Genomic DNA, 25,815 nt, shown 5'->3' on the forward strand with positions numbered 1-25,815 from the left:
CGTCAGCGGCCGAACGCGAGACCCACCACGTCGCCGCCCGCGACACCGGCGACCGACGCGCGCCCGGTGCCCAGGTCGATCCGCACGAGGAGCGTCCCGCCCAGCAACGAGAAACCGGGCCGGACCGCGGCCAGGGCGTGCTGACGTCCGTCCACAGTGGCGATGTCGAAGCCGTTGGTCTTCTCGACGTCGATGCCGAGCCTGCCGACGGTGAACAGCTGTCCGGTGTTCGGCGACACGACCGGGGTGACGCCGGCGGCGGTGCCCTGGGTGACGAGCGTGTCCTTGCGGCTGTCCAGGTCGTAGAGCGTGGTGGACGTCGAGCCGGCGAAGCTGTTGGTGTAGCCGGCACCGGAGATCTGCGGCGTGCCACCGCCCTGGGCATAGGCGAGCGGGGTGTCGACCGCGGCCACGGCACCGGTGTCGGGCACCAGCCGCAGGTTCTGGCCGCTCGTGGTGACCAGGCGGATGCGGTCGACGGTCGGGTTGAAGTCGAAGCCGACCGCCGTTCCCGTGAGCGCCACCGGCGTGCCGACCGTCGTCGCCTTGCCCGTGCGCGCGTCGAGGACGTAGAGCTGGCCGGACGCGGCGATCGCGTACAGCGCGCCGGTGGCCGGCCGCACGTCCATGCCGATCAGCCGGTCGCGGGCCTTGAGCCCGGTGACCCGGACCCGGTGCTGGGACAACAACGGCGACGACCAGCTCCTGGTGCTCAGCACCCCGTCGGAGGTGAGCAGGTGGACGCGGGGCTGGTCCGCCGACGCCGATGCGGGCGCGGTGCCGAGGACGGTCATGAGAAGTGCTGCCGCGCCTACGAGCGCTGTCGTGCGAGCGATACGCATGTTCTCTCCCGGTACGTGGTGGTGGAACACAGGTGTGTACGACCGAACCGGCAGTTGTGTTGAAACCAGGACAAATCACGCCCATCCGCCACGCCTTCCGCCTCGAATCCCGTGCAGGAACGGCGATGGGGAGCTCATGGCAGACCTCGGCGAGATCTACCCCCTGCACGCTCCTGAGCTGTACCGCTTCGCGTTGCGGCAGCTCAGCGACAGCGGTGCGGCGGAGGAGGCCGTGCAGGAGGTGTTCCTGCGGGCGTGGAGGTCGGGTGACGGTTTCCGGCCAGAGCTGGCCAGCATGCGCGTGTGGCTGTTCGCCATAGCCCGCAACGTCGTCATCGACGAGACCAGGTCCCGGCTGCGGCACGACCGCAGGGTGGCCGCCGCCCAGGCCGCCGCTGCCGAGGCCGGTGAGGTGAGCGCCGACATCGCGGGCACCACGATCGACCGGCGGCTGGTGCAGCTGGCGTTGCTGCGGATCAGCGCGGACCAGCGCGCCGCGGTCGTCGAGACCTACCTGCGCGGCCGGTCGTACCGGGACGTGGCCGCCGAGCTGGACCTGCCCCAGGCCACCCTGCGCAGCCGAGTCCACTTCGGACTCAAGGCGTTGCGGCTGACCATGGAGGAGATGGGCGTACACCGCGGGATGTGACGAGCAATCCGTTCATCCGACGGCTGCGAAGAAGAAAAGTGAAACCGGGAAGAAAGCGTGCGCTCAACCCGCACCTGTCGACCGGTGCACACGCACTCGGCGCGCTGCCCGACGCCGAGCGAGCCGCGTTCGAAGCGCACCTGGCCACGTGCCGGAGCTGCGCCGACGAGCTCGCCGAACTCAACGAGACCACGGCCAGGCTCGGCCACGCCGTCGATCACGGAGTCCCGCGTGACCTCCGGCCGCGGTTGCTGAACGCCGTCGGACACGTGCGCCAGGTTCCACCGGACTGCGAGATCGGCGCTGTTTTCTCGCGGCGCCAGGGTTTCCGGCACGCCGCGGCTCTCATCTCGGCCGCCTGCGTCGCCGCCGCCGCGGTGGCCGGTGTGCACGGCGCGCTGAGCACACCGGGAGTTGTTCCCGCCGTTGCCCTTCCGCACACGCCGGCGGGTGATCTGCTGGCAGCACCGGATCTGCGGCTCGTCACCGCGGGAGATCCCGCTGCCACCGCGGCGCTGTCGCGCAGGCGTGACGAGATGCTCTTCATGGCGGACACCCTGCGCCCGTTGGCTCGTGATCGTGTCTATCAGCTGTGGCTGGTGGACGGTCACGGGCCGCACTCGGCCGGAACTCTTTGGCCTGCAGGCAAAGCGATGTCGTTGCACGTGACCGGAATCGCCGGTGCCGGCGAGGCCTTGCTCACCGTCGAGCCCGCTGGTGGGTCACCGAGCCCCACCAGCGCCCCGGTCCTCTCGCTCGACCTTCGCTAGTCCGGACATGGAAAACTCCGGGAACAGCTGCGCTGTTCCCGGAGTTCGTCCTGCTGTGGCAACGACTACGAAGGCATCAGGACCGAGTCGATGAGGTAGACGGTGGCGTTGGCGGTGTGCACGCCGCCGCAGATGACGTTGGCGTCGTTGACCTTGATGGCGTTGCCGGAGCCGGTGACCTTCACGGTGCCGGTCTGCACGGTCTTCTGGTCGCCGGCGATCTTGTCGGGCGTGATCTGGCCGGGGACGACGTGGTAGGTCAGGATCTTGGTCAGCAGCGCGTCATCGGTCTTGAGCTTCTCGATCGTCGCGGGGTCGATCTTGGCGAACGCCGAGTCGACCGGCGCGAACACGGTGAACTCGGCGCCGTTGAGCGTCGAGACCAGGTTCACCTTCGGGTTCAGCTTGCCGGACACCGCAGAGACCAGGGTCGTGAGCAGCGGGTTGTTCGACGCGGCGACCGCGACCGGGTCGGCGGCCATGCCGCTCACGGAACCCGAACCGGACGGAACCTGCTTGGCGTAGTCGGCACAACCGGGGCCGACGAGGTCCTTGGCCGGGTCGGCCATCGCGGCCGACGACGGCGCCGACGAGGTGGCGGAGGTCGGTGCGGTGGAGGAGCTGCTGCTCGCCGTGTCACCCGAGCCGCAAGCAGCTCCGAACAGGGCGAGCGAGACAGCGCCAACGGCCAGAACGGTGCTGCGGACGGTCTTGTTCATGACGGGACATCTCCAAGGGTGAACGGGCAGTTGCTGCTCGTGATTCGCCACCCCTCGGGGAACGGATGGGTGTGGTTACCGATCCGTTACCGCGGAATCCGAGAAATGCCCGCCACCAGGGAAAACGCCGCGATATTCCACAGTGGACGGAAAGACCGCTCATCCCTTGGACCAGTTCAGAAGGTGGCAGCACCGCCCCCCGACGTTGCCGCCACCTTCTCCCCCGGCCGTGGATCCCCCTCGTCCACGACGCACAGGGTGTCAGGGTGAACCTGAAGGGACGCTGAACGATCCTGAAACGGATTTCAGGACACGACCATGATCAATGCGGCACCCTGGCCCCATGCGCGTGCTCGTGGTGGAAGACGATCCCCGCCTGGCTGACCTGCTCACCCGTGGCCTGACCGCGGAGGGGTTCGCCGTCGACGTCGAGCGCAACGGCACGGACGGGCTGTGGCGCGCGCGGGAGCACCCGTACGACGTGATCGTCCTGGACATCATGCTGCCCGGTCTCAACGGCTACCGGGTCTGCCAGGAGCTGCGGGACGCGGGCGTGTGGACGCCGATCCTGATGCTCACCGCGAAGGACGGCGAGTTCGACGAGGCCGAAGGCCTGGACACCGGCGCGGACGACTACCTGACCAAGCCGTTCTCCTACGTCGTGCTGGTGGCGCGGCTCAGGGCGCTGGCCAGGCGGTCGCGCACCGCCCAGCCGGTGCTGCTGCGGGCGGGCGACCTGGTGCTCGACCCGGTCAGCCGCGAGTGCCACCGGGGCACCACGCGGATCGACCTGAAGGCGAAGGAGTTCTCGGTGCTGAACTTCCTGCTCAGGCACGCGGGCGAGGTCGTCACCAAGTCGGAGATCATCGACGGGGTGTGGGACGCGGCGCAGGACCCCGACCCCAACCTCGTCGAGGTCTACATCAGCGCGCTGCGCCGCAAGATCGACACGCCGTTCGAGCGGCGGACCATCACGACCGTGCGCGGTGTCGGCTACCGGTTGGTGGAGCGATGAGGTCCCTGCAGGTCAGGGTGACCGTGCTGGCCACGGTGGTCACCGCGGTGCTGCTCGGCCTCGCCGGGACGCTGATGCTGGAGTCCCAGCGCCAGCAGATCATCACCCAGACCGCGGACAGCTCGCGCACGCACTTCGTGTGCGCCTCCCAGTGCGTTCAGCTGGACCACCAGCGGGTCGTCCCCGCACCGGCGTCGTCGGTCTGGCACGCGAGCAACGAGGTGCGGCCGGAGCTGTCGCTGTGGCCGGTGACCCTGAACAAGACCCCGTACCGGCAGGTCGGGGAAGGGCCACGGCGCCAGGAACTCGCGGCGGAGGCGATCGCCGCCGACGCGCAGCTGGAGATGGACGGCGCGACGCTGACCGTCCTCGGCATGCTCGCCTCGGTCACCGCGCTGGTGTCGGTCACGGTGCTGGCCGCGGTCAGCAGGGTGCTGCGGCCGGTGGAGGCGATGCGGGCGGAGGTCGCCGAGATCAACGAGCACAACCTGACCCGGCGTGTCCCGGTGCCGTCCTCCGACAACGAGATAGCCCGGCTCGGCGCCACGCTGAACGAGACGCTCGACCGGATGCACCGCACCGTCGAGGACACCCGCAGGTTCGTCGCGGACGCCTCGCACGAGCTGCGCAGCCCGCTGGCCGCGTTGCGGGCCGAACTGGAGATCGCGCAGTCGCACCCGGAGATGGCGGACTGGCCCACCGTCGTGAAGTCCGCGCTGGAGGACGCCGAACGGCTGCAGGAACTGACCACGGACCTGTTGCTGCTGGCCAGACTGGACGCCGACGCACTGGACAAACAGGACACCGTCGACCTCACCGCCGTGGTGCGCAGGGAGGTCTCCCGCCGCGCGATGGTCACTTTGGAAGCCGACGACAACGTGCTCGTCCCGGGGCGGCGCGCCCAGTTGTCGCGGCTGCTCGGCAACCTGCTGGACAACGCGGAACGGCACGCGGGCACCGCGGTGATCGTGCGCCTGCAGGGAGGGCCCGCCGCGACGCTCGAGGTCATCGACGACGGCCCCGGCATCCCCGAGGCGGACCGGGAGCGCGTGTTCGACCGGTTCACCCGGCTCGACGAGGCCCGCACCCGTGCCGCGGGAGGCGCCGGCCTCGGGCTCGCGATCGCCCGCCGCATCGCCACCCGGCACCAGGGCACCCTGGAGGCCACCGACTGCGCCGGGTTCCGCGGAGTCCGTTTCGTGGCAACGATCCCCACCGGCATACCCCAGCCTCGCAAGGCCGCCGTCGTGGCGCACCAGCGCGTGGGCGACGAGGTGTGGCAGTTCCTCAACGGCTCGATCATCCCAACCCACGGCCCGGTTCCCGAGCCACGGCCCGCACCTGGGCCGGAGCTGGACTGGGACCGCATCTTCGGCGAGCACCTGCCTGCGCTCGGGTGAGGTGTAACGGGCTCGGGCTCGGGGAGATAACCCGACCGAGGCCGAGCTGTGGGAGCAGGTGCGGATGCCGAAGTCCGGTAGGGGGAACAAGAAGCAGAGCCGTTCGGCGGTCGCCCGCGTGCTCGTGCCGGTGGTCACCGTCCTGTCCCTGCTGACCGGACTCGGCCAGATCGCGGCGGAGGCGAGCAGGCCCGCGCTGTTCGTGTTCAGCGTCCTGCTGGAACTGTGCGCCGTGGCGGCGCTCGTGGTGGCCGGCGCGCAGTGGCCCCGTTACGTCTGGTTGTGCAGGGCCGCGGTCGTCCTGTGCCTGCCTGCCGTGATCTACACCGGCTACAGCCTGTTCAACGCGCCCTCCGGAGAGACCGCCGCGGCTCCGTCCTCGTCGGTCCCCGCCCCCTCCACTTCCTCGTCCTCCGGCACGCCCACGACCACGACGATCGACCTGGCCGGCATGAAGTACCTCAGCGACATGTCGATCAAGCAGGGCAAGGGTGCGGACTCGGTGTCGACGGCCGGTCGCACGATCTCCACCAGGGGCGGCAAGTTCGAGGACTCCCGCGCGCAGGACTCGTCGTGCACCACGGACCAGTGGATGGAGTTCGACCTCGACGGCGAGTTCACCCGCCTGTACGGCAAGGTCGGCTTCAGCGAGGTCAACTCCGACGGCGTGGACGAGCTGCACTACGGCATCTACCTCGACGGCGAGGAGATCGGCCACGGGTTCGTGACCCGTGACGACGAGATCGAGAGCATCGACGTCCCGGTGACGGGCGGCAGGACGCTCCGGCTCGTGAACAAGGAACGCACCGGGGACGACTGCTCGTACAAGGACAAGGGCTACCTCGTGTGGGCCGACCTCGGGGTGGTTCCCTGACCCGTTGCTCCGGATGGAGCATTTGCGGACTTAGTGGAACCGGGTTGCCCGACGCTGCGTCATCCTGGAGAACTAGTACGTACCGCTGGGTTCGGGGGAGGGACGGCACGTGCCGGAGGACATCTCGGACGGGACCATCGCCAAGACCTTCGGAGGCATGTGATGTCCAATCCTCTGGTGGTCAAGCCCGACGCCGCGCCGTCGGGGTTCATGAACGCCGGTACCGGCGACAACGGCTGGATGACCGGCATCTCCATCGCCGAGTCCGCGATGGACACGTTCAACGGCATCAAGGACGGCAACTGGGTCGAGGGCGGCCTGGGCATGGTCGGCCTGGTCGCGGACGCCGCGTCCATGGCGATCGACCCGTTCGGCACCCTGCTCTCCTCCGCTGCCTCGTTCCTGATGGAACACATGCAGCCGTTGAAGGAGGCGCTCGACTGGCTGGCCGGCAATCCCCCGGTGATCGAGTCGTACTCCGCGACCTGGGGCAAGGTCTCCGAGGAGCTCGGCAAGGTCGCGCAGGAGTACCAGCAGGCAGTCCAGGGCACCAACGGGTGGCAGGGCCCCGCCGCGGACTCGTACCGCGCGGCCGCCGCCGCCCAGGGTGACGCGCTGGCCGGTGCCGCTTCGACCGCCGGTTCCGTCGGCACCGTGGTCGGCATCATGGGCATGGTCGTCGCCTTCGTGCGCGAGATGGTGCGCGACCTGATCGCCGACCTGGTCGCGAAGCTGATCACGTGGGTGCTGGAGGCCGTCTTCACGCTCGGCTTCGGCACGCCGGTGATCGTGGCGCAGGCCGTCACCGCCATCTCCAAGTGGGCGACGCGCATCGGTGAGCTGATCCAGAAGCTCATCACCACGATCAAGCGGGTCTCCCCGATGATCGGCAAGATCGTCGAGTGCTTCGCCAAGATCATGAAGGTCGTCGGCAAGCTGGTCGGCAAGGTGACCGGCCTGGACGTGATCTCCACGAAGTCCATCAAGCCCGGCGGTCTCATCCACTCCACGAACACCCCGGACCTCCCGAACGCGGGCGGCACGCACACCAGCGGCTCGCCCACGTCGACTTCTTCCCCTGACGCGCCAACGACTTCGCCGACGTCACCGTCCTCTCCGCCGGGTTCGCCGTCCGGTTCGCCGAGCTCACCGTCCTCTCCGGACGGTTCGCCGAGCTCGCCCTCGTCGGGCCCACCGGCCTCGTCGCCGAGCGGACCTTCGCCCACGTCGTCTCCGTCCCCGTCGTCCCCGTCGTCCCCGTCGCCGTCGCCAAGCCCGTCCAGCGCGCCGTCGCCGAACTCACCTTCGAGCGGTGGCCCGTCGGGCAGCCCGCCGCCGTCAGGTTCCCCGTCGGCCCCGAGCACGCACGGCCCGTCGGCACCTCCGGACGCACCGGCACCTCCTCCGCGCAACACGGGCCAGACCAACCAAGCGGGCGTCACGGCCCCGGAGGCCCCGACGCACGCCCCGGCCGCGCCACGCGACAACGTCTCACCGTCCAGCGCCCCGACCACCCCGCAACAGGGCCCGATGGGCGGCCCGGCGGGAGGCCCCGCAGGCGGCCCGGCAGGCAGCCCGTCCGGCGGCGCGCCGCGTCCGGGTTCCGCGGGCGGCTGGACCGGCACGCCGGGTTCACGCGGCGACATGGGCTCGGGCATGCCCTCCCAGCGCGGCTCGGACGTGACCCCGTCGTCGGCCCGCCCGTCGGCCCCGTCGCAGCCGAACTTCGGCCCTTCGGGCTCGCCGAACGCCCCCTCCGCCCCGCACGGCGGTCCCAGCGCACCGTCCGGCGCGCCCCACGGCGGCCCCAGCGCACCCCACGCGCCGTCAGGTCCTGGAGCGCCGCACGCACCCTCGGGTCCTGGCGCACCGCACAGCCCCAACGCACCCTCAGCGCCGCACAGCGGCCCCAGCGCTCCCTCGAGTCCCGGTGCACCGCACGGCGGTCCCAACGCACCTCACGCACCGTCCGGCCCCGGCGCACCGCACAGCCCGAACGCGCCGTCAGCGCCGCACAGCGGTCCGAGCGCACCTCACGCGCCCTCGGGCCCCGGCGCACCGCACAGCCCGAACGCACCGTCAGCGCCGCACGGCGGACCCGGCGCGCCCTCAGGTCCCGGCATGCCGCACGGCCCCGGTTCGCCGTCGGGTCCTGGCGCGCCGCACTCGCCTGACGGACCGCACGGTGGCCCCGGGACCACGTCCCCGGCGGGCCGCACGGACACGCCGACCAGGCCCCAGTCGACTACCTCACCCACCCACGCGGACGGCCCCGCCGCCCCGCACACCAGCCCGAACACGCCGAACGCGTCCGGCAGCCCGCACGCGCCGCAGCAGCCCGGCTTCACGCCGGGTCCGGGTGCGCCGCACGGTGGGCCGAGCCCGCACAGCCCTGGCGGTCACGGGCCCGGCGGACGTCCCGACGCCCCCGGTCCGAGGACCGACGGACCGGGTTCGCGGCCCGACGGCACCCGGCCGGACGCGTCACGACCCCGCACGGACTCTCCCGGCGGCCACCCCGGCGGACCGAGCAGGCCGGACTCCCCCGCGCCGCACAACCGCCCGGACGCCAACCGCCCCGACGGTGCCCGCCCGCGTGGCGCCGACAGCCCCACCACGCACCCCGGTCAGCGTCCCGACGCGCCCGGCCAGCCGCACAACCGTCCCGACGGATCGCGGCCCGACACGTCGCGCCCGGACGGCACCAGGCCCGACGGGTCACGTCCGGACGGCCCCACCCACTCCCCCGGCGGCCCCGGCCACGGTCCCGACGGCACCCACCGCGACACCGACGCCCCGGGCCACCACGACGGCGACGCCCCCAACCAGCACGCCGACGAGCGGCCCAGCCCGGAGCAGGCCCACGAGCGGCACGCCGAGCAGACGCCTGCCGGTGTGTCGCACCACGGTGGCGACGGCGACATGGGCGACCTGCCCCACCGCGTGCCGGAGGACCCGCGGTTCTTCACCGCCGACGTGCACGTCACGCCGGACGGCCGGGCTCGCATCGGCGGGCACGACTACACGCCCGCCGAGTACGCGGACATGTTGCGCCGCAGCGGTTACGACGGCAGCAGGCCCGTGCGGCTGATCGGCTGCGACGCGGGCAGCAACGACTTCGCGCAGCAGCTGTCGCGGCACCTCGACGCGCCGGTCGTGGCGCCGACCAAGCCGGCGTGGACGGACAGCAGCGGCCGCGTCTTCACCAGTGACGTCGAGATCGGGCCCGACGGCACGCGTTCGCCCAAGATCCCGCCCAACGGCGAGTGGGAGACGCACCACCCGGACGGCACCAGGACCAAGGCCAGCGACGACGGTTACGCGCCCGGCAGCGACCGGGACACCGACGGCGCCGACGCCAGGGACCGCGGCGACGACCCGGAGAGCTCCGACGCGCCGCAGCAGCACCAGGACAACGACCCCGAGGCCGACCCCGAGTACACGCCGCCGCCGCGGGACCGGGTCATCCCACCGGACGACCCGGCGTTCAACGAGCGGTTCGTCGACTTCGACCGGCCCACGCACCAGCCGATCGACCCGAACAACCCGGACGCCCCGCGGCAGCCGCTCAACCGGCACGAGGAGATCCAGGCCCCGCACCGCGACCGCGAGACGGTGCCGGACGGCAACACCCAGCCCGACCGGCTCCAGCCGATCGAGAGCCCCGACCCGGTGCCGGTCCCGCTGCGGGACCACCAGCCGTTGCAGCCGTGGACCGAGTACCCGGTCGCCAACCAGAACGGCACGCGCACGACGTTCATCACCGACGGCGACGGCAACGTCAAGTGGGTCGAGGCGACGCCGGGCCGGCAGGACATGCAGGTCGACGGCAAGGGCAAGTGGTCCGGGTTCAACCCCGACCTCAGCCACCCGCTGCTGCCGGACGTCCAGTACCAGGTGCCGAACACCCACAACCCCGACAAGGTGCTCTCCTTCCACACCAACGAGCACGGGCAGACCGACGCGATGACCGGCGAGGTCGAGGCGGGCGGGCAGAACACGAAGTACCGCGACGACGACTCCGGCAAGGGTGCGCAGCAGCGGGCCTACCAGGAGGGCGAGGCCGCGTACCCGAACAACCCGCCGGACCGCGAGCTCACGCCGCAGGAGCTGGAGGACTCGCGCGTCAAGTGGGCCGGTGGCCACCTGCTCGCCAACGAGCTCGGAGGCCTCGGCGAGTACGTCAACATGCACCCGCAGATGGCCGCGTCCAACTCCGGCAACATCCGCGACGGCTGGGTGCACGCCGCTTCGTGGCGCGAGAAGGAGAACTACCTCGTCGAGTTCGCCTCCAAGGACCACCAGGACATCCAGAACTACCAGGTGCGGGCCACGCGCGACGCCGACGGCGTTCCGGCCGAGGTGACCATGCGCTGGCAGGAGGTCACGTACGAGGTCGACGCGAACGGCAAGCCGAAGCTCGACGCCGACGGCAATAAGATCGTGGAGAACGTGGTGACCAAGGAACGGGTCTTCCCGAACCGTCCGGAGGTGAACTATGGACCCACGAACCGATACGCGAATCGCTGAGATCTGCACGCTGCTGGAAAAAGGTGCCCCGGTCGGGTGGAACCGCGTCACCCTCGACGTCTGGGCGAACGTGCTGGCGTACGAGCTCACCGCGGCGGCCAAGACAGCGGAGGGCAGGTTCGCGGGCGAGGTGCGGCTGGCGGAGATCACCGACCAGCTGCAGGATCTCCGCGAGCAGATGTACGACGAGGAGCGCGGCGCGTGGTTGTCGGCCCGGTTCGTGCTGCACCGCGGGGCCGAGCCCGAGGTGACGTTCAACTACGACGAGGACCCGAAGTGGTCCCCCGAGCTGCACCCGGTGATGTTCGTGCGCGACCTGGAGGCGTTCCCGCGGGCGGACGAGCACCTGCGGGGCTGGCTGCGCGAGACCGTCGAGCGCGGGCTGGAACTGCAGCGCGAACACGAGGCGAGCCCGGTCGATCAGTAGGCTGGCCGGGCCCGACCGCGATCTAGGAGGAAGCGAACAACCATGGCGAACTGGCCGGCTCTCAGCCCGCTCGAGCAGCAGGAGAAGCTCGCGGAGATCACCCAGGAGATCCTGCCGACGCTGCCGCAGGGGTGGTCGCGCCTGGTGCTGCGCGCCAAGATGATCGGCCCGCACAGCGAGGCCGACACGGGTGTGAAGATGACGGACGGGACCGTCCGCGGCTGGTCGTTCCCGCCGGAGGTGTGGCGGAAGTTCCAGCAGCTGCGCAAGGGCATGTACTCCGAGGGGCTCGGCTCGTGGATCGAGTTCGAGTACATCCTGGACCCGCCCGGCAGGTTCTCGATCCGCTACAACCGCGACGAGGCACCGAACTTCGACGAGGCCCCGTCCCCGCAGAACTTCGCCACCGAGCAGAAGTGGTTCCCGCGCAACGACGACCAGATGCCGGACTGGTTCCGCACGGGTCTCGCCGCCGCCGGCGCCTGAGCTCCGAAAATTGTCAGACCCCCTTGCTACGGTCGGTTCAGCTGATCAACGCGAGGGGGAAGACCGTGGCTGCTGCCACCACGTACCTGGAGCTGTCGGAGTCCAGCGGGAGCGCGCACAAGTTCTACGAGGTCGTCGTCGACGGCACGAGGGTGTCGATCACCTTCGGCCGCATCGGCGAGCGGGGTTCGACGCGCGAGTCCACGTTCGCGGACGAGGCCAAGGCCGTGAGCGCCGCCGAGAAGAAGATCGGCGAGAAGGTCCGCAAGGGCTACGCGCCCGCGGTCAAGGGGCAGCGGCAGCGGCGGGCGATCACCCGGCGCGAGATCACCAGTGTGCAGTCGAGTGCGCGGCAAGCGCCTGTGCTGTGGCGTTTCCACTCCGGCGCGCCCGCGTTCGGCATCTTCATCGGCGACGACGAGGCGTGGGTCGGCAACGAGCGCGGCGACGTCTTCACGCTCTCGCACGACGGCCGGGTCACCGGGCGCTACGGTCTGCCGGACGGCGTGAAGTGCATCGTGGCCGACGACTTCTGGATCTACGCGGGCTGTGACGACGGGCGCGTGTACGACCTGGGCGGCAAGGTCCCGCGCGTCGCGTACGAGATCGCGGCCGACGTCGACATCTACTGGCTCGACATCGACGACGGCGTGCTCGGCGTGTCGGACCGCCAGGGCGGCATCACGATCGTCGACCACGAGGACGAGTTCCAGTGGTCGCGCCGCAGCACGGGCGACAGCGCGTGGATGGTGCGCAACGCACCGGAAGGCGCGTTCCACGGCCACTCGCGGGGCGTCACGCACTACGCGGCACGCACGGGCGATCCCGTCTGGCACGCCGAAACCGTTGGCGCGGTGCTGTTCGGCTGGCAGGAGCCGACCGAGGTGTTCGCGGGCACCAGCCGCGGCTGGGTGCACCGCCTAGCTCGCGCCACCGGAGCCGAGACCGCTCGTTATCGTTGCGACGCAGCGGTTTTCTCCTGCGCGACTTCACCGGGCGGCGACTACGTGTTCGCCGGCGACAACCACTCGTCCGTGTACTGCTTCGCGGCCGACGGCACCCGCCTGTGGAAGCTGGCCACGGGCTGCGGCTCCGCGTTCTCCATGCAGTACCGCGACGAGCGCCTCTACATCGTCACGACGGACGGCTCGCTGGCGTGCATCGACGCGAGCCCGGCCGCCATCCACGCCGCCGAGCAGGGCGAACTGCCGCAGCGCAGCGACATCAAGGCCGACCACTGGCAGCGCGTCGAGGCGACGGCCGAGGTGGAGACCGTGGTGGCGAGCGCGGTTCCGGCCGGCGGCGTCGTCGTGGAGTGCGTGCAGGACGGCGCCCGCCTGCGCGTGCACGTGATCTCCGAGGGCTACGACCGGGCCCGCGCCGTGCAGTTCCCGAAGGACATCCGCGTCCCCGGCGCGCGGTACCTGGTGACGGAGATCCACACCTCGGCCAGTGGCGGGTTCTACCGGGCGAGGGGAGAGATCAAGCGCCTGCTGTGAGGCCCTGCGAGTTCGCGAAGATCTTCTCCGCCTTCAACGGGTGAGAAGTCGTTGCACGCGCTCGGTTTCCGCCTCCATGCCGCGTTGGAGGTAGATGCCGAGCGCTTCTCGCCACGCGGCCTCGGCATCCCCGAGCCTGCCCAGTGCCACCAAGGTGTGTCCCAGCCGTTCGAGGCCGTCCGCGAGTCCGTGGAGGTGCCCCAACGAGCGCACCGCGGCGATGGCTTGTTCGTAGTGCACAACGGATTCCTCGTAGCAGCCGCGTTCGTGCGCGACGAAACCGAGGCACGCCAGCATGGTCGCCTCCCCCGTGCGGTATCCCTGCTCGCGGTGCAGGGCGAGGGCGACGCCGCTCAGGACTCGCGCCATGTCGAGCCGTCCGAGGAACGCCGTGAGCCAGGCCATCTGGGCGAGGGCGCGCGCTTCCCACTCCCGCGCGCCCAGGCTCCGGTAGCCGACGAGCGCACGCCGGGCGTGGCGAAGGGCCTGACGAGCGTCCCGAAGGCCCCAGGCGACGCCGAGCGAGTAGTGGACGCTCGCCAGGTGGGCGGGCTCGGCCAACGCCAGCGCGCGGTGCAGGTGGTCGACGGCGTCCTCGTGCCGGCCCAGGACGACGTGGGCGGAGCCGATCATGTGCTCGGTGTGCGCGAGGACCTCCGGCAGATGCACACCGGCCTCGGCGGCGACCCTCCACAGCGCGAGCCTGGCGTGCCCCAGGCCTCGCCGCGCCACGAACGTCGTCGTGTGCCAGGCCAGCAGCCAAGCAACCGGGTACCACCGCTGGTCGAGCGCCGACTGCTGGGCGGCGACCAGGCAGGCGAACTCGGCCTCGAACCACTCCTGCGCCGCCGCGTCGTCCGGCACCGGCTCGACGTGGACGTCCTGCACGACGTGGCCGATCGGTGGCGGGCAGCGGACCTGGTCCATGATCCGGTCGGCCGCTCGCGCTGCTTCGAGGTAGTGGCCGAGCACTCGTCGCGTCGCGGCCTCGCGGTCCGGCAGGTCACCGGCGAGGCTGGCGGCGTAGGCGCGGACCAGGTCGTGCATCCGCCACCGGCCCGAAACATCCTGCCGCAGCAGCGAAGCCTCTTCCAGCACCCGCAGCACCTGTCTGGCCTGAGCAGCGGGCACACCGAGAAGATCGACCGCCGCGGCCAGGCCGATGTCGGGACCGGGAGCGACGCCCAGCAACGCGAACGCCTCGCGCTGCCGCGGGCACAGTGCGCGCAACGACCACGACAGCACGGCGGGCAGGCTCGCGGAGGGTTCCTCGCTGTCCAGCACGTCGATGACCGCGTCACGCAGGTCGGCGGCGAGCCGGGCCAGTGGCAGGCCCGGCCGGATCTGGGCGTGGGCCACGACGATGCTCAACGCCAGGGGGAACCCGCCGCACGTCGCGACCAGCTCGTCCGCGGCGACCGGCTCCGCCCGCAGCCGCCGCACGCCGAGCCGGGCCGTGAGCAGGGCGCGGGCCTCGTACACGGTGAGCTCCGCCGGCAGCACGTGCTGGACGGCGTGGCGGGTGACCAGGCCGGGCAGGCGGTTGCGGCTCGTGACGATCACGGTGCACAGGTCGCTTCCCGGCAGCAGCGGCACGACCTGGTCGGTGCCCGCGGCGTTGTCCAGCACCAGCACCATCCGCCTGCCCGCCACGAGCGAGCGGAACAGCGCCGACCGGGCCTGGGTGCCGGCCGGCAGATGACCCGGTTCGACGCCGAGCGCGTGCAGCAGACCTCCCAGCGCCTCGTCCACGCCCATCGGCTCCTCGGCCGGGGAGAAACCGCGCAGGTCGACGAACAGCTGCCCGTCGGGGAACCGGTCGGCGCGCCGGTGCGCCCAGTGCAGTGCGAGACTGGTCTTGCCGATCCCGCCGGTGCCCGCGATCGCCGAGATGACGGCGGCGCCGGCCGCGTCGTCGAGACGGCGGAGCTCCTCGTGCCGCCCGAGGAACGTGGCGGGCCTCGACGGCAGCTGCCGCGGCACCACCGCGACCGCGACGCGCAGCCGGGGATCGGCCACGAGGATCTGCTGGTGCAGCGAGCGCAACGCGGCCGACGGCTCGGTGCCCACGTCCGCCAGCAGCCGTTCGCGGACCCGCCGGTAGTGCTCCAGCGCGTCACTGCTGCGTCCGGATCGGTGCAGCGCCAGCAGGTACTGGCCCGCCACGCGTTCGTTCAACGGGTGGCAGGCGACCCGTGCGGCCAGCTCGGCCACCAGCTCCCCGCCCTCCCCCGCGGCGAGCCGTGCGTCGATCAGCTCGTGCGAGGCCGCCAGCCGTTCCTGTTCCAGCCGGTCGCGTTCCTCGCGCACCCACTCGCCGTCGAGGCCCGTCAGCGCGTCCGCCCGCCACAGCGCCAACGCCTCGGTGAGCAAGCCCGCCGCGTCACCGCCGCGGGCACGCGCGCGCAGGTCCTGGAACCGCAGCAGGTCGATCGCGTCACCGGTCAGGACGTATCCGCCCGACCGGTGCTCGATCGCGAGCCCGCCGATCTGGGCCACCGCGCGCCGCAGCCGCGACACGTAGCTGTGCAGCGTCGTGCGGGCTCGCGGCGCCGCGTCGACGCCCCAGACCCGGTCGACCAGCCGGTCGACCGGCACGACCTTGCCCGCGTCGACCGCCAGCGCCGCCAGGACGCACCGCTGCCTGGGCGCACCCAGGTCCACCGGTCCCGCGCTCACCTCTCCGAGAAGACACAGCACGCACCCTTCACGCGGCAGCGAGCGTCCAGGTTGCCGTGTCGGTGCAAGTGCGTCCGTCGCGCGTGCCGGTGATCGTGACGGTGTTGGCGCCCGGCCGGAGGGTGATCGGCCAGGTGTGGATGTGGTCCGAGGCGGGCGGCTTGGGTGCGCCGACGGCCACGCCGTTCAACGTCAGTTGGACGTTGTCGACGGTGCCGTACGCGCGCACGGTGGTGGCGGCGACCGTGCGCTGGGTCCACCGGGCGCTGTTCAGGTGCACGAACGGGGTGTTCGTCCAGTTCGCTCTGCACATGCAGAACGCGTCTTTCCGGGTAACGCGGTCGTAGGTGACCAGGCCCTTGTCGTTGCGCCCCAAGGTGTCGCCCTCGGAACGGCTGTCGACGGCGAAGTCGAACATGTTCCAGACGAACGTGCCCCACAGGTACGAGCGCGTCTTGGCAGACGTGTCATGTCACTGAACGTATGGGCGCGATGAAAACGGTGTCACGAAAGGGGCTGGTTCCGGTACAACGGGTTCGGGCAGTCGACGTACCGGCTCGCCGCACCCTCCGCCCGCGTCCACCGCAGCAGCAGGTTCGCCTTCGCGGGCACGAACCGGTTCTCCAGCAAGGACATCACCTGTTCACATCCGTGATCCCTTGCATACACAACGAAAACAGACCGTGCCTCGGCCCACACGTCCAGACCGGGATGCCGGTCCAGCACGGCACCGGCGATCTCGATCAGGTGGTTGACGACGAGGCAGTACCGCAGCCGTTCCCACCCCTTCGCCTCGGAGACGCCCCGCGACCCGTCCGCTCCGTCCATTGAGGACAGCAGCTCCGCGTGCCGGGGCAGCAGCCGCATGCCCTCGGGATCGCGGTAGATCGCCTGCACCGGCATGCCCGCGGCGTCCACCCCCACCACCACGTTCTGCAGATGGCACTCCATCACGACGCCGTGCGCGAAGAACGCGTGCAGCACAGGGGGAACGACGACCGAGACGTACTGCCGGAACCACCGCAGCGCGCTCTCGGAGTCCAGGCCGTCCAACGGGTTCCCGTCGAACCCCTCGCTGATCCCGGCCGCCAGCAACGGGGTCACGCCGGGCAGGACGTGCTGCCGGATGCCGTCGCGCACCACGACCGCCAGGCCCTCGAAGGAGTCCGGCGACGTCCGGTAGCCGCGGTCGATCAGGAAGGCCGCGCCGGGGAAGACCGAGGCGATGTCCGCGAACACCGGTCTCAGCAGACGTGCGAGCGGCGGGATCCACCGCAGGTCGTGGGCCCACAACCGGCGCACGTCGTTGGTGATCCGCACGTCCAGGCTGAACTTGTAGAACAGGTCGGCGGCCGGGTCGTAGACCGTGCGCACCGAGGACGTCGGCCACACCTCGTGGTCGGTCGCCTCACCCGTCAGGCCCAGCAACGAGAGCTGCCACGGGTGCGCGGGCAGCACACCGGCGGGAAACGGCACCTCGCCGTCGTCGACGAACGTGCCTTCCAGGCGTGCCAACGAGAAGCTCGCGTGCACCTCGGGCGAGTACGGCAGCCACTCCGCCGCGGGCAGCCCACCGCGGCCCTTCGGTGCGGGGTGGTAGCGATGGCCGGCGATCAACGCCTGCTCGGAGCGCTGGTAGAGGTCGGCGGGCGCGGCGGCGCGGGCGTCGAGGACGGCGGCGATGGCCGACCGCGACCCGGCGATCTCGTCCAGGAACCCGACCGGCGGGTCGCCGAGCTCCTTCGTGATCAGCACGGCGAGCTCGTGCCACGACAGCGGCTGCCACGATCCGGTGAACACCTCGGGGTCCGACAGCCAGCGCCCCTCCCGCACGCGCAGCAGGACGCCGGTGCGGGGCAGCCGGAGCGTGCCGTCCGCCCACTCCCCCACCTCGCGGCGCAGGCAGTTGAGCAGGGCCGTCGTCGTGATGCCGTCGGGATCAGTGATCGATTCCACCGGTGTCCGCTTCCCTCTGGCGATGTGTCAGGATCAGATCATTCTGACGCAGACACCGGTCGAGTCCGCCTTCGCCGCAGCGCTGGACGAAAGACGCGCCGAAAGCTTCATCGCGGCGTTGCCGGGAGCCCGTGCGGCGATCCTCGCGCGCCTGCGCCGTGCGTTCGCGATCGAGCCGTTGCCGCAGGTCAGCGTGGATCCGGCCGAGTACCTCCACCCTGTCGACCTCCTCACCGCACTGCGCTGGCAGCACTCTGAGAGCCTCGTCACCGAGGTCGCCCACAGCGTCGCCGGACTGGCCCTGTCGCGCACGACGAGCCCGCTCACGACCCCGTTCCTGGACAGGTCGCTGGAGGAGCACGAGCAGAGCGTGGTCGACGGCCATCCGCTGCACCCGTGCTGCCGCAACCGCACCGGGTTCACCGCCCTGGACCACCTCGCGTACGGCCCCGAACACCGCCCGGTCGTTCCGTTGCGCCTGCACTCCGCGGCGAACCACGTGGTGTTCGGCGACTGGCCCGACGAGCTCCGCGACGGCGAGCGGATCCTGCTCCCGGTGCATCCGTGGCAGGCGGACCGGCTGGCGGTGCACACCGAGGGCACCCTGGACGCGAGCCCGCTGATGGCGTTGCGGACCCTCTCGACCGGCTCCTGGCACGTCAAGACGACGCTGAGCGCCCAGATCACCTCGGCCGTGCGGGACATCTCCGGCGGCTCGATCGCGACGGCGACCACGGTCTCCGACTTCCTGGGCACGGTGGTCGAGGGCATCGAACTGCAGCACAACCGGGCATCGGCCGCCGTGCTCACCGACGGCGAACCGGACAGGCGGCTCGGCGTGATCCTGCGCGACACACCGTTGCCACGTCAGGGAGAAACCCTGCTGCCCCTGGCCGCGCTGGGAAACTGGCACATCCCGGATCCCGTCCGCTGGCTCGCGGAGTTCGCCGAGCTGACCGTGCCGCCGTTGATGACGCTGCTCGCGCGCGGGGTGGCGTTGGAGGCGCACGAGCAGAACCTCCTCGTGGGTCTCGTGAACGGCAGGCCGAGCCGGGTGATCTACCGCGACCTCGCCGACATCCGCGTCAGCCCGCGCGCCGGGCTGCCCACCCGTCTGCACGCGAGCCCGGAGGCCTTGCGCGCCAAGACGTTCGCGACGTTCTTCGCGACCGCCCTGACCGGGTTGATCGGCACGCTCGACGCTCCGGCCGCCGACCTGTGGGACGTGGTGGCGAAAGCCGTCCCGGGCACGCCGGACCGGCACGCGCTGCTGCACGACCCGTTGCCCGCCAAGCCTCTCACCCTGATGCGGCTCGACCCTTCGACCACGCGGTGGGCCTACCTGCCGAACCCGTTCAGGCGCTGAGCAACGCCGAACGGTGTTCCCAGGCCAGCGACAGCAAGGCGGCACCCGCGGCCTGCGTCGGTTCGTGGTGCACGAACCGTTCGACGTTCTCGGCGGTGAACGCGAGCGGGCGCAGCACCTGGCCCTCCTCGTTGTGCGACACCAGATCGCCGAACAACTCGTCGAACTCCCCGGCCTCGATCACCGCCACGGTCAGCATGTCGGTGGCGAACGTCAGCGGGTCGACGCCCATGCCGAGGTAGAACACCCGCGCGGCCTCCGTCAGCCGCCGCGCGAACGGCCAGGCCGCGTAGTCGACCTCGTGGATCTCCTCAGCCCCGAGCATCTCCTCGGCGAACTCGCGGATCATGCAGTGCCACAACGAGAAGTCGGCCTCGGACACGCCCTGGAACACCCCGACCGGCAGCACCTGGAACATGCCGCCCGCGTGCCCGACGCGCTTCGGGTCGCGCCAGTGCAGGAAGAACGTCGCCTCCCCGGAAGCCTCGTCGTGGCGCAGGGTCAGCGTGCTGACGGCGACGTTGACGGGCCGCTGCCGGGGATCGCACGGATCGCCGACCTGCGCGCGCAACGGCAACGCGTCGATCCGGCCGGCCTCGCGCGCCGCGTACTCGTGCGCACTGGCCTCGCCCACGTCGATGCCGTCGAAGTAGGTGCCGATCCCGAACGTCAGGTGCCGCCCGGTGAAGTCCAGCAGCCGGTAGGTCTCGCGGTTCTGGAACACCGTCGGCGCCGCGAGCGCGGCCATGGCCTTCGAGTAGCTGCCGAACCCGTCCGGCAGCAGGGAGTCCGTCACCTCGGGCAGTGCGGTGGACGCCGTCAGCTCCAGCGAGAGGTCGGCCAGCGGGATCGGCGCGGCCGGCATCCAGTGCGGTGACGTGAGCAACGGCGTGCCGGCGACCCTGGGCACGTCCGGGTACTCGGAGACGGCCTTCAGCGCGAGCGCGTGACGGTGTTCGAGCAGGTGGGCGCGCACTTCGAGCCACTCGGCAGACGTCGGCATGGGCAACATTCTGCTGGACGGAACGGCGAAATGACCGGGCCACCCGCTGGCCCGGTCTCCGCGTTGTGAGGCTGTCAGGCCCTCCAGCGCCGTGATGCGTGGACGACTTCGCCGACCGCGCGTGCCAGGCTCCCGTCGGCGTCGACGTGCGCCTCGTACTGCGCCGGAAGCGGCTGGGCCACCTCGGGCGGTGCCTCGTACGAGTCGCTGTCCTCCCACCGCAGCCTGCGCGCCGTCTTCACGAACGCGACCGCCGCTACCAGCAGCAGCACCCCGAGCGCGGCCGGCCACCAGACCGATTCCGCGACCGCGATGGCGAACTGGACCTGGGCCACCACGACGAACACGACAGTCAGACCGACCACCGACCACGGGGCCGAACTACCGTCATGTCTGCGCTTGGCGGCACCGGTTGCCCCCATTGGCGTCACCTCCACCGATGTTGACGTGGACATCGGCGATTGATCGCACGGAGTTACAGGGCCCAGCGTACTCCCCGATCGTTTGGTTGCAGACCGTCATCTTCCGGACATCCGCCCACCTGCAGGAAACCGGTGCACAACGGGTGCGCAATTCACTCAGTGGTGTGATCATCGGCCGGTGTCCGCACTGCACGCGGGGGACCCCGCATCATTCGCCGCCGACGTTCTCGACGAGGGTCCGGCCGAACTGGAGTACGTGCCCGGAGTGGCGTCCCAGCGGCCCACCAAGACGTGCGCGGGAGGCGCGTTGATCCGTGATTCCACCGGACGCGTGCTGTTCGTCGTGCCGACGTACAAGGCGGTGCTGGACATCCCGGGTGGCATGACCGAGGACGACGAGTCGCCGAAGGCCGCGACGCTGCGGGAGATCCGCGAGGAGCTCGGCCTCACCGTGACGCTGGGACCGCTGCTGGTCGTGGACTGGACGCCGCGCAACGGCGTCTGGCGCGACTGCCACCAGTTCGTGTTTGACGGTGGTGTCGTGGACGGTGCCGTGGCGTGCGATCCCGAGCTGGAAGGCGTCCTGTACCTCACGCTGGAGGACGCGAGGCCCCGGATCTACCCGTCGCTCCACCGCCGCCTCACGCTCGCCGTGGCGGCGCTTGAGAGCGGTTCCACGCGGTACGCCGAGTTCGGCAGGGAGGTCTGATGCGGATCGTCTCGCTGCTGCCCGCGGCCACCGACGTCGTCGCCGAACTGGGACTCGCCGACCACCTCGTGGGACGCACCCACGAGTGCGACTGGCCGCCGGGGATCGAGGGCGTGCCCGTCGTCACGAGCACCGGCATCGACCAGGACGCGCTGAGCAGCCGCGAGATCAACTCGACCGTGCACCGCGGGTCGTCGCTGTACGGACTGGACGCGGACCTGCTGAACGACCTCGCGCCGGACGTGATCCTCACCCAGGACCTGTGCGACGTCTGCGCCGTCTCGTACCGCAAGGTCACCGACACGGTCCGGGTGATGGACGTCGGCCCGACCGTGCTGAGCCTCGAACCCTCCACGCTGGACGAGGTGCTCGGCTGTCTGAAGACCGTGGGAGACGTGCTCGGCGTCGACAGCGCGGACCGGATCGCCGCACTCCGCCACCGCGTCCATGAGGTTGAGCGGCAGACCAGGGACCTGGCCCGGCCGCGCGTGGCCGCGATCGAGTGGCTCGACCCGTGCTGGCCCGCCGGGCACTGGGTCCCGGAGCAGATCACCGCGGCCGGTGGCGTCCCGCTCCTCGCCGGGAAGGGCGAGCACACCAGGCCCATCACCTGGGAGGCCGTCCACGACGCCAAACCCGACGTGGTCCTGCTGATGCCCTGCGGTTTCCCTCCTGAACGAACGCTCCGGGAACTCCCTGACCAGCAGCTACCTGAGACGTGGGTGCTGGACGGGCCGTCCTACTTCAACCGGCCCGGCCCACGGGTGGTGCGCGGAATCGAGGTCCTCGCCCACGTCCTGCACGGCATCGAATGGGGCGACGAAGGAGCTCCTCCGGGCAGCTCCCTCCCTGTACTGGTTACTCGTTCAAAACACCGCAATTAAGCTCGGCCCATGGACCTGAGCGCGTTCCCCCGAGTCTCCCTGGGCACCTGGCCGACTCCGCTGGAAGACGCCCCGAGGCTCACGTCCGCGCTCGGCGGCCCTCCGGTCCTGATCAAGCGCGACGACGTCAACGGGCTCGGCGCGGGCGGCAACAAGCTGCGCAAACTCGAGTTCCTGCTCGGCGCGGCCATCGACCAGGGCGCGGACACGATCATCACGTTCGGCGCGCTGCAGACCAACCACGGCCGGCAGACCGCGGCGGCGTGCGCGAAGCTCGGCCTGCGCTGTGAGCTCGTGCTGACGGCCAAGGTGCCGATGAAGGGCGACGCGTACGAGAGGTCCGGCAACGTCGTGCTGGACCACATGTTCGGGGCGAACGTGCACGTCTGCGCGGACGCCGACGAGACCGTGAAGGCGTACGAGAAGATCAACCACGACAAGGCCGCCACACTCCCCGTGGGCGGCTCGAACGGCCTCGGAACGCTCGGCTACGTCGCGGCGGCCGTGGAACTGGTCGGCCAGCTCGACGACCGCGGCATCGGCAACGCCACCATCGTCGTCCCGGACGGCAGCGGCGCCACGGCGGCGGGCATCGCGCTCGGCACCGAACTGCTCGGCTGGCCCGGCACGGTCCACGCCGCGAGCGTCTCGCACACCGCGGCCGACGCCGAGCAGGAGCTCCGCACCCTCGCCACCGACGCCGCCACCCTCCTGGGCGAACCCGCCCCGAAGCTCGGCCACGTCACCGTCACCGACGACACCATCGGAGCGGGCTACGGCGTGCCGACGCCGGAGATGTGGAGCGTGCTGAAGCTGTTCGCGCAGACCGAGGGCGTGATCCTCGACCCTGTCTACACCGGCAAGGCCGCGGTGAAGTTCCGCGAGATCGCCCCTGCCGGCGATGTGCCCGTCGTGTTCCTCCACACGGGTGGTCTTCCCGGCTTCTACGGATACGCGCCGGAAGCGGTCGCGCAGTTCTGACCCTGCGTGATCAGTACTCTGGTGTGGTGACCGATCTGGCCGACGACCTGAGCCTGCTGCGCGACCTCGAGCGGCGGTTGCTCGTCTACAAGTTCGCGATCGAAGAGCTGATGACGAAGCTCCGCATCCTCAGCGAGGAGTTCGACTCGGTCCACCAGCACGACCCGATCGAGCACATCACCAACCGCGTGAAGAAGCCAGAAGGCATCCTGGAGAAGCTGCGGCGCAAGGGCTTCCCGCTCGACCTCGACTCGATCGGCGACTGGCTCGACGACATCGCGGGCGTGCGGGTGGTCTGCCCGTTCGTCTCGGACGTCTACCGCGTGAAGGCGATGCTCGCGCGCCAGCACGACGTGGAGATCCTGCACACCAAGGACTACATCGCCTCGCCGAAGCCGAACGGCTACCGCAGCCTGCACCTGATCATCCGGATCCCGGTGTTCCTGTCGGACCGCGTCGAGCACGTGAAGGTCGAGGTGCAGCTGCGGACCATCGCGATGGACTTCTGGGCCACGCTGGAGCACAAGCTGTTCTACAAGTACGACGACAGCCCGCCCGCGGACTTCGTGGGCGAGCTGATGTCGACGGCGATGATCGCGGCGCAGCTGGACGACCGGATGGAGTCGTTGCACAGGCGCATTCACCAGGACTAGCCCGCCGAGTCCACACAGGACTCGGCGGGCTCGCGCACTACGGCTTGCTGATCTCCAGCTGCAGCTCGGTCACCCAGTCGGCGGGGTCACCCTCGCCGTAGTTCAGGTACACCTCCCGGGCGAACCCGTTCTGCTTGTACCCGTGCGCCTCGATCCACGCCGCCACGGCCTGGTAGGTCACGTCGACGTCGTCCATGGCGCCGCGGTGCACGACGGTCGCCGCCTCGGCGATCGCGGGCAGGTCGACGACCTCGAACTCGTAGGCGGGCGACGGCTCGACGGCCACGGTGATCCCGGCGTGCACCACGACCTCGTCCCCGGCGGCGGGTTCGTAGGTGGCGATTCCGCAGCCGGACGGCGTGACACCCGCGCGCCCCAGTCGTTCCATCAACTGCGGGTACAGCGGCTGGATGACCGGGCCGATGTCCTCCGGCCCGTAGGAGGCCGCGGTCGCGGTCAGCCGGGCGACCCGGACGGCGGGAACGGGCTTCACGACGATCTCGTCGGTGGGCATGGTGCCTTCCCTCTCGATGGCGCGGAGACGTGCCTCGACCCGGCGCAGCCGCGACTCGTCCGCGAGGATCTGCTGCCGCAGCTCGGCCCGCCGCAACGACAACATGCCGTGCAACTGTTCGACGGAAAGCTGCTCGTCGAGCACCACGCGCACCTGGTCGAGCGTCAGACCGAGGTCCTTCAGCGCGACCAGGCGGTTCAGTCGTTGCAGTTGGGCGGCGGTGTAGAAGCGGTAGCCGCTGGACGGGTCGACGTGGGCCGGCAGGAGCAGGCCTACGGCGTCGTAATGGCGCAGCATCCGCACCGACACGCGCCCCAGATGGGCGAAGTCTCCGATGGTGAACATGACTGTTCCTGTGTAGGGGCTGACACGGTGTGAGGGTCAAGAAATGATGGTTTGAGCAACGCACCGGGTGCGCATCCTGGGACGTTGACGAGAGGTGGCACATGACGTTCGCACATCCGGCGCTCTTCTACTCCGATGAGGACTCCTACATCGACGGGACCGTCCCGTTCGTCATGGAGGGTCTGGCGAGCGCCGAACCGGTCGCCGTAGCGGTGCCGGCGGGGAACCTGGAGCTGCTCAAAGAGGCGCTGAGCGGGTTCGCTCACCTCGTGACGTTCATCGACATGGCGGACACCGGCCGCAACCCCGGCCGGATCATCCCCGAGCTCCGCGCGTTCGCCGACCGGCACCGCGGGGCCGTCCGCATCATCAGCGAGCCGGTGTGGGACCGTCGCACCGACGTCGAGTACCCGGCGTGCGCGCTGCACGAGGCGCTGGTCAACTACGCGTTCAGCGGACGCGACCTGAGCATCCTGTGCCCCTACAACACCACCACCCTCAACCACGACGTGCTGGCCGACGCCGAGAAGACCCACCCGGTCGTGATCGACGCGAGCGGCCACCGCCCCAGCGACCACTTCCACCCCGCACGGGTGGTCGTCGCCGCCCACTCGCTGCCGCTGGCCATCCCGTCCGACGCGGCGAGCACGTCCGTCGGCGCCGGTGCGATGGCGGCGGTGCGGACGTTCGCACGTGAGCAGGCCGTGAAGCTCGGTCTGGGCCACGACCGGGTCGACGACTTCGCGCTCGCGGTCACCGAGCTGGCGACCAACAGCGTGCGGCACGGCGGCGGCGAGAGCACGGTCCGCGTCTGGGCGGAAAGCAGAAGTATTGTTTGCCAAGTCAACGACAACGGACACATCACCGATGTTCTGGCTGGCCGTACGCCGGTTCACGCAAACGAACCAGGCGGTCGCGGTCTGTTGCTTGTCAACCGTTTGGCGGACCTCGTGCGCACCCAAACGACGTCTTCGGGCACTGCAATCCAAGTCAGATTCGACCTGACTGACAAAAAGGCAACGTGATCCACATACATTTGGGCGTGTTCGTTATAGCTTGAGCACGTGCACGACGAGGAAGCGACGGCAATCG

The 25,815-nt window shown here is 70.5% G+C and carries 23 protein-coding genes; 15 read left to right on the forward strand and 8 right to left on the reverse strand.

All coding sequences use genetic code 11. The features are described 5' to 3' along the window. Positions 1 to 2: 2 nt before the first annotated feature. Positions 3 to 842, reverse strand: coding sequence for a DUF4394 domain-containing protein (locus tag ACSHWB_RS01380; protein ID WP_439660256.1), 840 nt, complete (start codon positions 840 to 842; stop codon positions 3 to 5). A 136-nt stretch (positions 843 to 978) separates the two neighbouring features. Here ACSHWB_RS01380 and ACSHWB_RS01385 point away from each other — a divergent pair, with 136 nt between their 5' ends. After that, positions 979 to 1,491, forward strand: coding sequence for a sigma-70 family RNA polymerase sigma factor (locus ACSHWB_RS01385; RefSeq protein ID WP_439660257.1), 513 nt, complete (start codon positions 979 to 981; stop codon positions 1,489 to 1,491). A 38-nt stretch (positions 1,492 to 1,529) separates the two neighbouring features. Further along, positions 1,530 to 2,261 (forward strand): anti-sigma factor, encoded by a 732-nt coding sequence (locus ACSHWB_RS01390; RefSeq protein ID WP_439660258.1) that lies wholly within the window; start codon positions 1,530 to 1,532, stop codon positions 2,259 to 2,261. Between the two features lie 65 nt (positions 2,262 to 2,326). Here the strand turns inward: ACSHWB_RS01390 and ACSHWB_RS01395 are convergent, their stop codons facing one another. Further along, a complete protein-coding gene (locus ACSHWB_RS01395; RefSeq protein WP_439660259.1) occupies positions 2,327 to 2,980 on the reverse strand; it encodes a fasciclin domain-containing protein in 654 nt (217 codons plus the stop codon). 343 nt (positions 2,981 to 3,323) lie between these two features. On the opposite strand from ACSHWB_RS01395, the gene ACSHWB_RS01400 reads away from it, so the two are divergent. The 7 genes from ACSHWB_RS01400 (at position 3,324) to ACSHWB_RS01430 (ending at position 13,211) form a co-directional block, all read left to right on the forward strand. Beyond that, the gene (locus ACSHWB_RS01400; protein ID WP_439660260.1) at positions 3,324 to 3,995 is read left to right on the forward strand and encodes a response regulator; all 672 of its coding nucleotides are present in this window, start codon (positions 3,324 to 3,326) and stop codon (positions 3,993 to 3,995) included. After that, entirely contained in the window at positions 3,992 to 5,395 is a 1,404-nt protein-coding gene (locus ACSHWB_RS01405) for a sensor histidine kinase (RefSeq protein WP_439660261.1), read from the forward strand. The genes ACSHWB_RS01400 and ACSHWB_RS01405 overlap by 4 nt, the downstream gene beginning before the upstream one ends. A gap of 64 nt (positions 5,396 to 5,459) precedes the next feature. Continuing rightward, the gene (locus ACSHWB_RS01410; protein WP_439660262.1) at positions 5,460 to 6,269 is read left to right on the forward strand and encodes an NPCBM/NEW2 domain-containing protein; all 810 of its coding nucleotides are present in this window, start codon (positions 5,460 to 5,462) and stop codon (positions 6,267 to 6,269) included. A 162-nt stretch (positions 6,270 to 6,431) separates the two neighbouring features. Further along, complete coding sequence (locus tag ACSHWB_RS01415; RefSeq protein ID WP_439660263.1) at positions 6,432 to 10,799, forward strand: hypothetical protein; 4,368 nt, start codon at positions 6,432 to 6,434, stop codon at positions 10,797 to 10,799. Beyond that, positions 10,768 to 11,226: a hypothetical protein gene (locus ACSHWB_RS01420; RefSeq protein ID WP_439660264.1), complete on the forward strand. Its 459-nt coding sequence runs from the start codon at positions 10,768 to 10,770 to the stop codon at positions 11,224 to 11,226. Before ACSHWB_RS01415 ends, ACSHWB_RS01420 begins: the two co-directional genes overlap by 32 nt. A 42-nt stretch (positions 11,227 to 11,268) precedes the next feature. Continuing rightward, a complete protein-coding gene (locus tag ACSHWB_RS01425) occupies positions 11,269 to 11,712 on the forward strand; it encodes a hypothetical protein (RefSeq protein WP_439660265.1) in 444 nt (147 codons plus the stop codon). 65 nt (positions 11,713 to 11,777) lie between these two features. Further along, complete coding sequence (locus tag ACSHWB_RS01430; protein WP_439660266.1) at positions 11,778 to 13,211, forward strand: WGR domain-containing protein; 1,434 nt, start codon at positions 11,778 to 11,780, stop codon at positions 13,209 to 13,211. A gap of 33 nt (positions 13,212 to 13,244) precedes the next feature. On the opposite strand, the gene ACSHWB_RS01435 is transcribed toward ACSHWB_RS01430, so the two are convergent. From ACSHWB_RS01435 to ACSHWB_RS01445, 3 genes are all read right to left on the reverse strand, one after another. Further along, positions 13,245 to 15,890, reverse strand: a complete 2,646-nt coding sequence (locus ACSHWB_RS01435) for a BTAD domain-containing putative transcriptional regulator (protein ID WP_439660267.1) — start codon at positions 15,888 to 15,890, stop codon at positions 13,245 to 13,247. Positions 15,891 to 15,918: 28 nt separating this feature from the next. Next, positions 15,919 to 16,308, reverse strand: coding sequence for a hypothetical protein (locus ACSHWB_RS01440; protein ID WP_439660268.1), 390 nt, complete (start codon positions 16,306 to 16,308; stop codon positions 15,919 to 15,921). A gap of 86 nt (positions 16,309 to 16,394) precedes the next feature. Further along, positions 16,395 to 17,846 (reverse strand): IucA/IucC family protein, encoded by a 1,452-nt coding sequence (locus ACSHWB_RS01445; RefSeq protein WP_439660269.1) that lies wholly within the window; start codon positions 17,844 to 17,846, stop codon positions 16,395 to 16,397. A gap of 22 nt (positions 17,847 to 17,868) precedes the next feature. On the opposite strand from ACSHWB_RS01445, the gene ACSHWB_RS01450 reads away from it, so the two are divergent. Next, entirely contained in the window at positions 17,869 to 19,212 is a 1,344-nt protein-coding gene (locus tag ACSHWB_RS01450) for an IucA/IucC family protein (RefSeq protein WP_439660270.1), read from the forward strand. Here the strand turns inward: ACSHWB_RS01450 and ACSHWB_RS01455 are convergent. Beyond that, positions 19,202 to 20,215 (reverse strand): hypothetical protein, encoded by a 1,014-nt coding sequence (locus ACSHWB_RS01455; RefSeq protein WP_439660271.1) that lies wholly within the window; start codon positions 20,213 to 20,215, stop codon positions 19,202 to 19,204. The genes ACSHWB_RS01450 and ACSHWB_RS01455 overlap by 11 nt on opposite strands. Positions 20,216 to 20,289: 74 nt before the next feature. Then, entirely contained in the window at positions 20,290 to 20,637 is a 348-nt protein-coding gene (locus ACSHWB_RS01460) for a hypothetical protein (protein ID WP_439660272.1), read from the reverse strand. 178 nt (positions 20,638 to 20,815) lie between these two features. Here ACSHWB_RS01460 and ACSHWB_RS01465 point away from each other — a divergent pair, with 178 nt between their 5' ends. The 4 genes from ACSHWB_RS01465 to ACSHWB_RS01480 are packed head-to-tail and all read left to right on the forward strand — an operon-like array spanning position 20,816 to position 23,864. Continuing rightward, positions 20,816 to 21,346, forward strand: coding sequence for an NUDIX domain-containing protein (locus ACSHWB_RS01465; protein ID WP_439660273.1), 531 nt, complete (start codon positions 20,816 to 20,818; stop codon positions 21,344 to 21,346). Further along, positions 21,346 to 22,230 (forward strand): cobalamin-binding protein, encoded by an 885-nt coding sequence (locus ACSHWB_RS01470; RefSeq protein ID WP_439660274.1) that lies wholly within the window; start codon positions 21,346 to 21,348, stop codon positions 22,228 to 22,230. The genes ACSHWB_RS01465 and ACSHWB_RS01470 overlap by 1 nt, the downstream gene beginning before the upstream one ends. Before the next feature lie 9 nt (positions 22,231 to 22,239). Continuing rightward, complete coding sequence (locus tag ACSHWB_RS01475; protein WP_439660275.1) at positions 22,240 to 23,211, forward strand: D-cysteine desulfhydrase family protein; 972 nt, start codon at positions 22,240 to 22,242, stop codon at positions 23,209 to 23,211. A gap of 26 nt (positions 23,212 to 23,237) precedes the next feature. Further along, complete coding sequence (locus tag ACSHWB_RS01480) at positions 23,238 to 23,864, forward strand: GTP pyrophosphokinase (protein ID WP_439660276.1); 627 nt, start codon at positions 23,238 to 23,240, stop codon at positions 23,862 to 23,864. Positions 23,865 to 23,901: 37 nt separating this feature from the next. Here the strand turns inward: ACSHWB_RS01480 and ACSHWB_RS01485 are convergent, their stop codons facing one another. Next, positions 23,902 to 24,723 (reverse strand): MerR family transcriptional regulator, encoded by an 822-nt coding sequence (locus ACSHWB_RS01485; protein WP_439660277.1) that lies wholly within the window; start codon positions 24,721 to 24,723, stop codon positions 23,902 to 23,904. A gap of 101 nt (positions 24,724 to 24,824) precedes the next feature. Here ACSHWB_RS01485 and ACSHWB_RS01490 point away from each other — a divergent pair, with 101 nt between their 5' ends. Further along, positions 24,825 to 25,748 (forward strand): anti-sigma factor RsbA family regulatory protein, encoded by a 924-nt coding sequence (locus tag ACSHWB_RS01490; protein WP_439660278.1) that lies wholly within the window; start codon positions 24,825 to 24,827, stop codon positions 25,746 to 25,748. The last annotated feature ends 67 nt before the right edge of the window (positions 25,749 to 25,815 follow it).

The sequence above is a fragment of the Lentzea sp. HUAS TT2 genome, assembly GCF_051853195.1.
In the GTDB taxonomy this organism is placed as follows: Bacteria; Actinomycetota; Actinomycetes; order Mycobacteriales; family Pseudonocardiaceae; genus Lentzea.

What these genes read in the sequence shown, in the direction of transcription:
- ACSHWB_RS01380 (WP_439660256.1), bottom strand. Translation starts at nt 842, where the DNA reads ATGCGTATCGCTCGCACGACAGCGCTCGTAGGCGCGGCAGCACTTCTC.
- ACSHWB_RS01385 (WP_439660257.1), top strand. Translation starts at nt 979, where the DNA reads ATGGCAGACCTCGGCGAGATCTACCCCCTGCACGCTCCTGAGCTGTAC.
- ACSHWB_RS01395 (WP_439660259.1), bottom strand. Translation starts at nt 2,980, where the DNA reads ATGAACAAGACCGTCCGCAGCACCGTTCTGGCCGTTGGCGCTGTCTCG.
- ACSHWB_RS01400 (WP_439660260.1), top strand. Translation starts at nt 3,324, where the DNA reads ATGCGCGTGCTCGTGGTGGAAGACGATCCCCGCCTGGCTGACCTGCTC.
- ACSHWB_RS01405 (WP_439660261.1), top strand. Translation starts at nt 3,992, where the DNA reads ATGAGGTCCCTGCAGGTCAGGGTGACCGTGCTGGCCACGGTGGTCACC.
- ACSHWB_RS01410 (WP_439660262.1), top strand. Translation starts at nt 5,460, where the DNA reads ATGCCGAAGTCCGGTAGGGGGAACAAGAAGCAGAGCCGTTCGGCGGTC.
- ACSHWB_RS01415 (WP_439660263.1), top strand. Translation starts at nt 6,432, where the DNA reads ATGTCCAATCCTCTGGTGGTCAAGCCCGACGCCGCGCCGTCGGGGTTC.
- ACSHWB_RS01420 (WP_439660264.1), top strand. Translation starts at nt 10,768, where the DNA reads ATGGACCCACGAACCGATACGCGAATCGCTGAGATCTGCACGCTGCTG.
- ACSHWB_RS01425 (WP_439660265.1), top strand. Translation starts at nt 11,269, where the DNA reads ATGGCGAACTGGCCGGCTCTCAGCCCGCTCGAGCAGCAGGAGAAGCTC.
- ACSHWB_RS01440 (WP_439660268.1), bottom strand. Translation starts at nt 16,308, where the DNA reads ATGTTCGACTTCGCCGTCGACAGCCGTTCCGAGGGCGACACCTTGGGG.
- ACSHWB_RS01450 (WP_439660270.1), top strand. Translation starts at nt 17,869, where the DNA reads ATGTGTCAGGATCAGATCATTCTGACGCAGACACCGGTCGAGTCCGCC.
- ACSHWB_RS01455 (WP_439660271.1), bottom strand. Translation starts at nt 20,215, where the DNA reads ATGCCGACGTCTGCCGAGTGGCTCGAAGTGCGCGCCCACCTGCTCGAA.
- ACSHWB_RS01460 (WP_439660272.1), bottom strand. Translation starts at nt 20,637, where the DNA reads ATGGGGGCAACCGGTGCCGCCAAGCGCAGACATGACGGTAGTTCGGCC.
- ACSHWB_RS01470 (WP_439660274.1), top strand. Translation starts at nt 21,346, where the DNA reads ATGCGGATCGTCTCGCTGCTGCCCGCGGCCACCGACGTCGTCGCCGAA.
- ACSHWB_RS01475 (WP_439660275.1), top strand. Translation starts at nt 22,240, where the DNA reads ATGGACCTGAGCGCGTTCCCCCGAGTCTCCCTGGGCACCTGGCCGACT.
- ACSHWB_RS01485 (WP_439660277.1), bottom strand. Translation starts at nt 24,723, where the DNA reads ATGTTCACCATCGGAGACTTCGCCCATCTGGGGCGCGTGTCGGTGCGG.
- ACSHWB_RS01490 (WP_439660278.1), top strand. Translation starts at nt 24,825, where the DNA reads ATGACGTTCGCACATCCGGCGCTCTTCTACTCCGATGAGGACTCCTAC.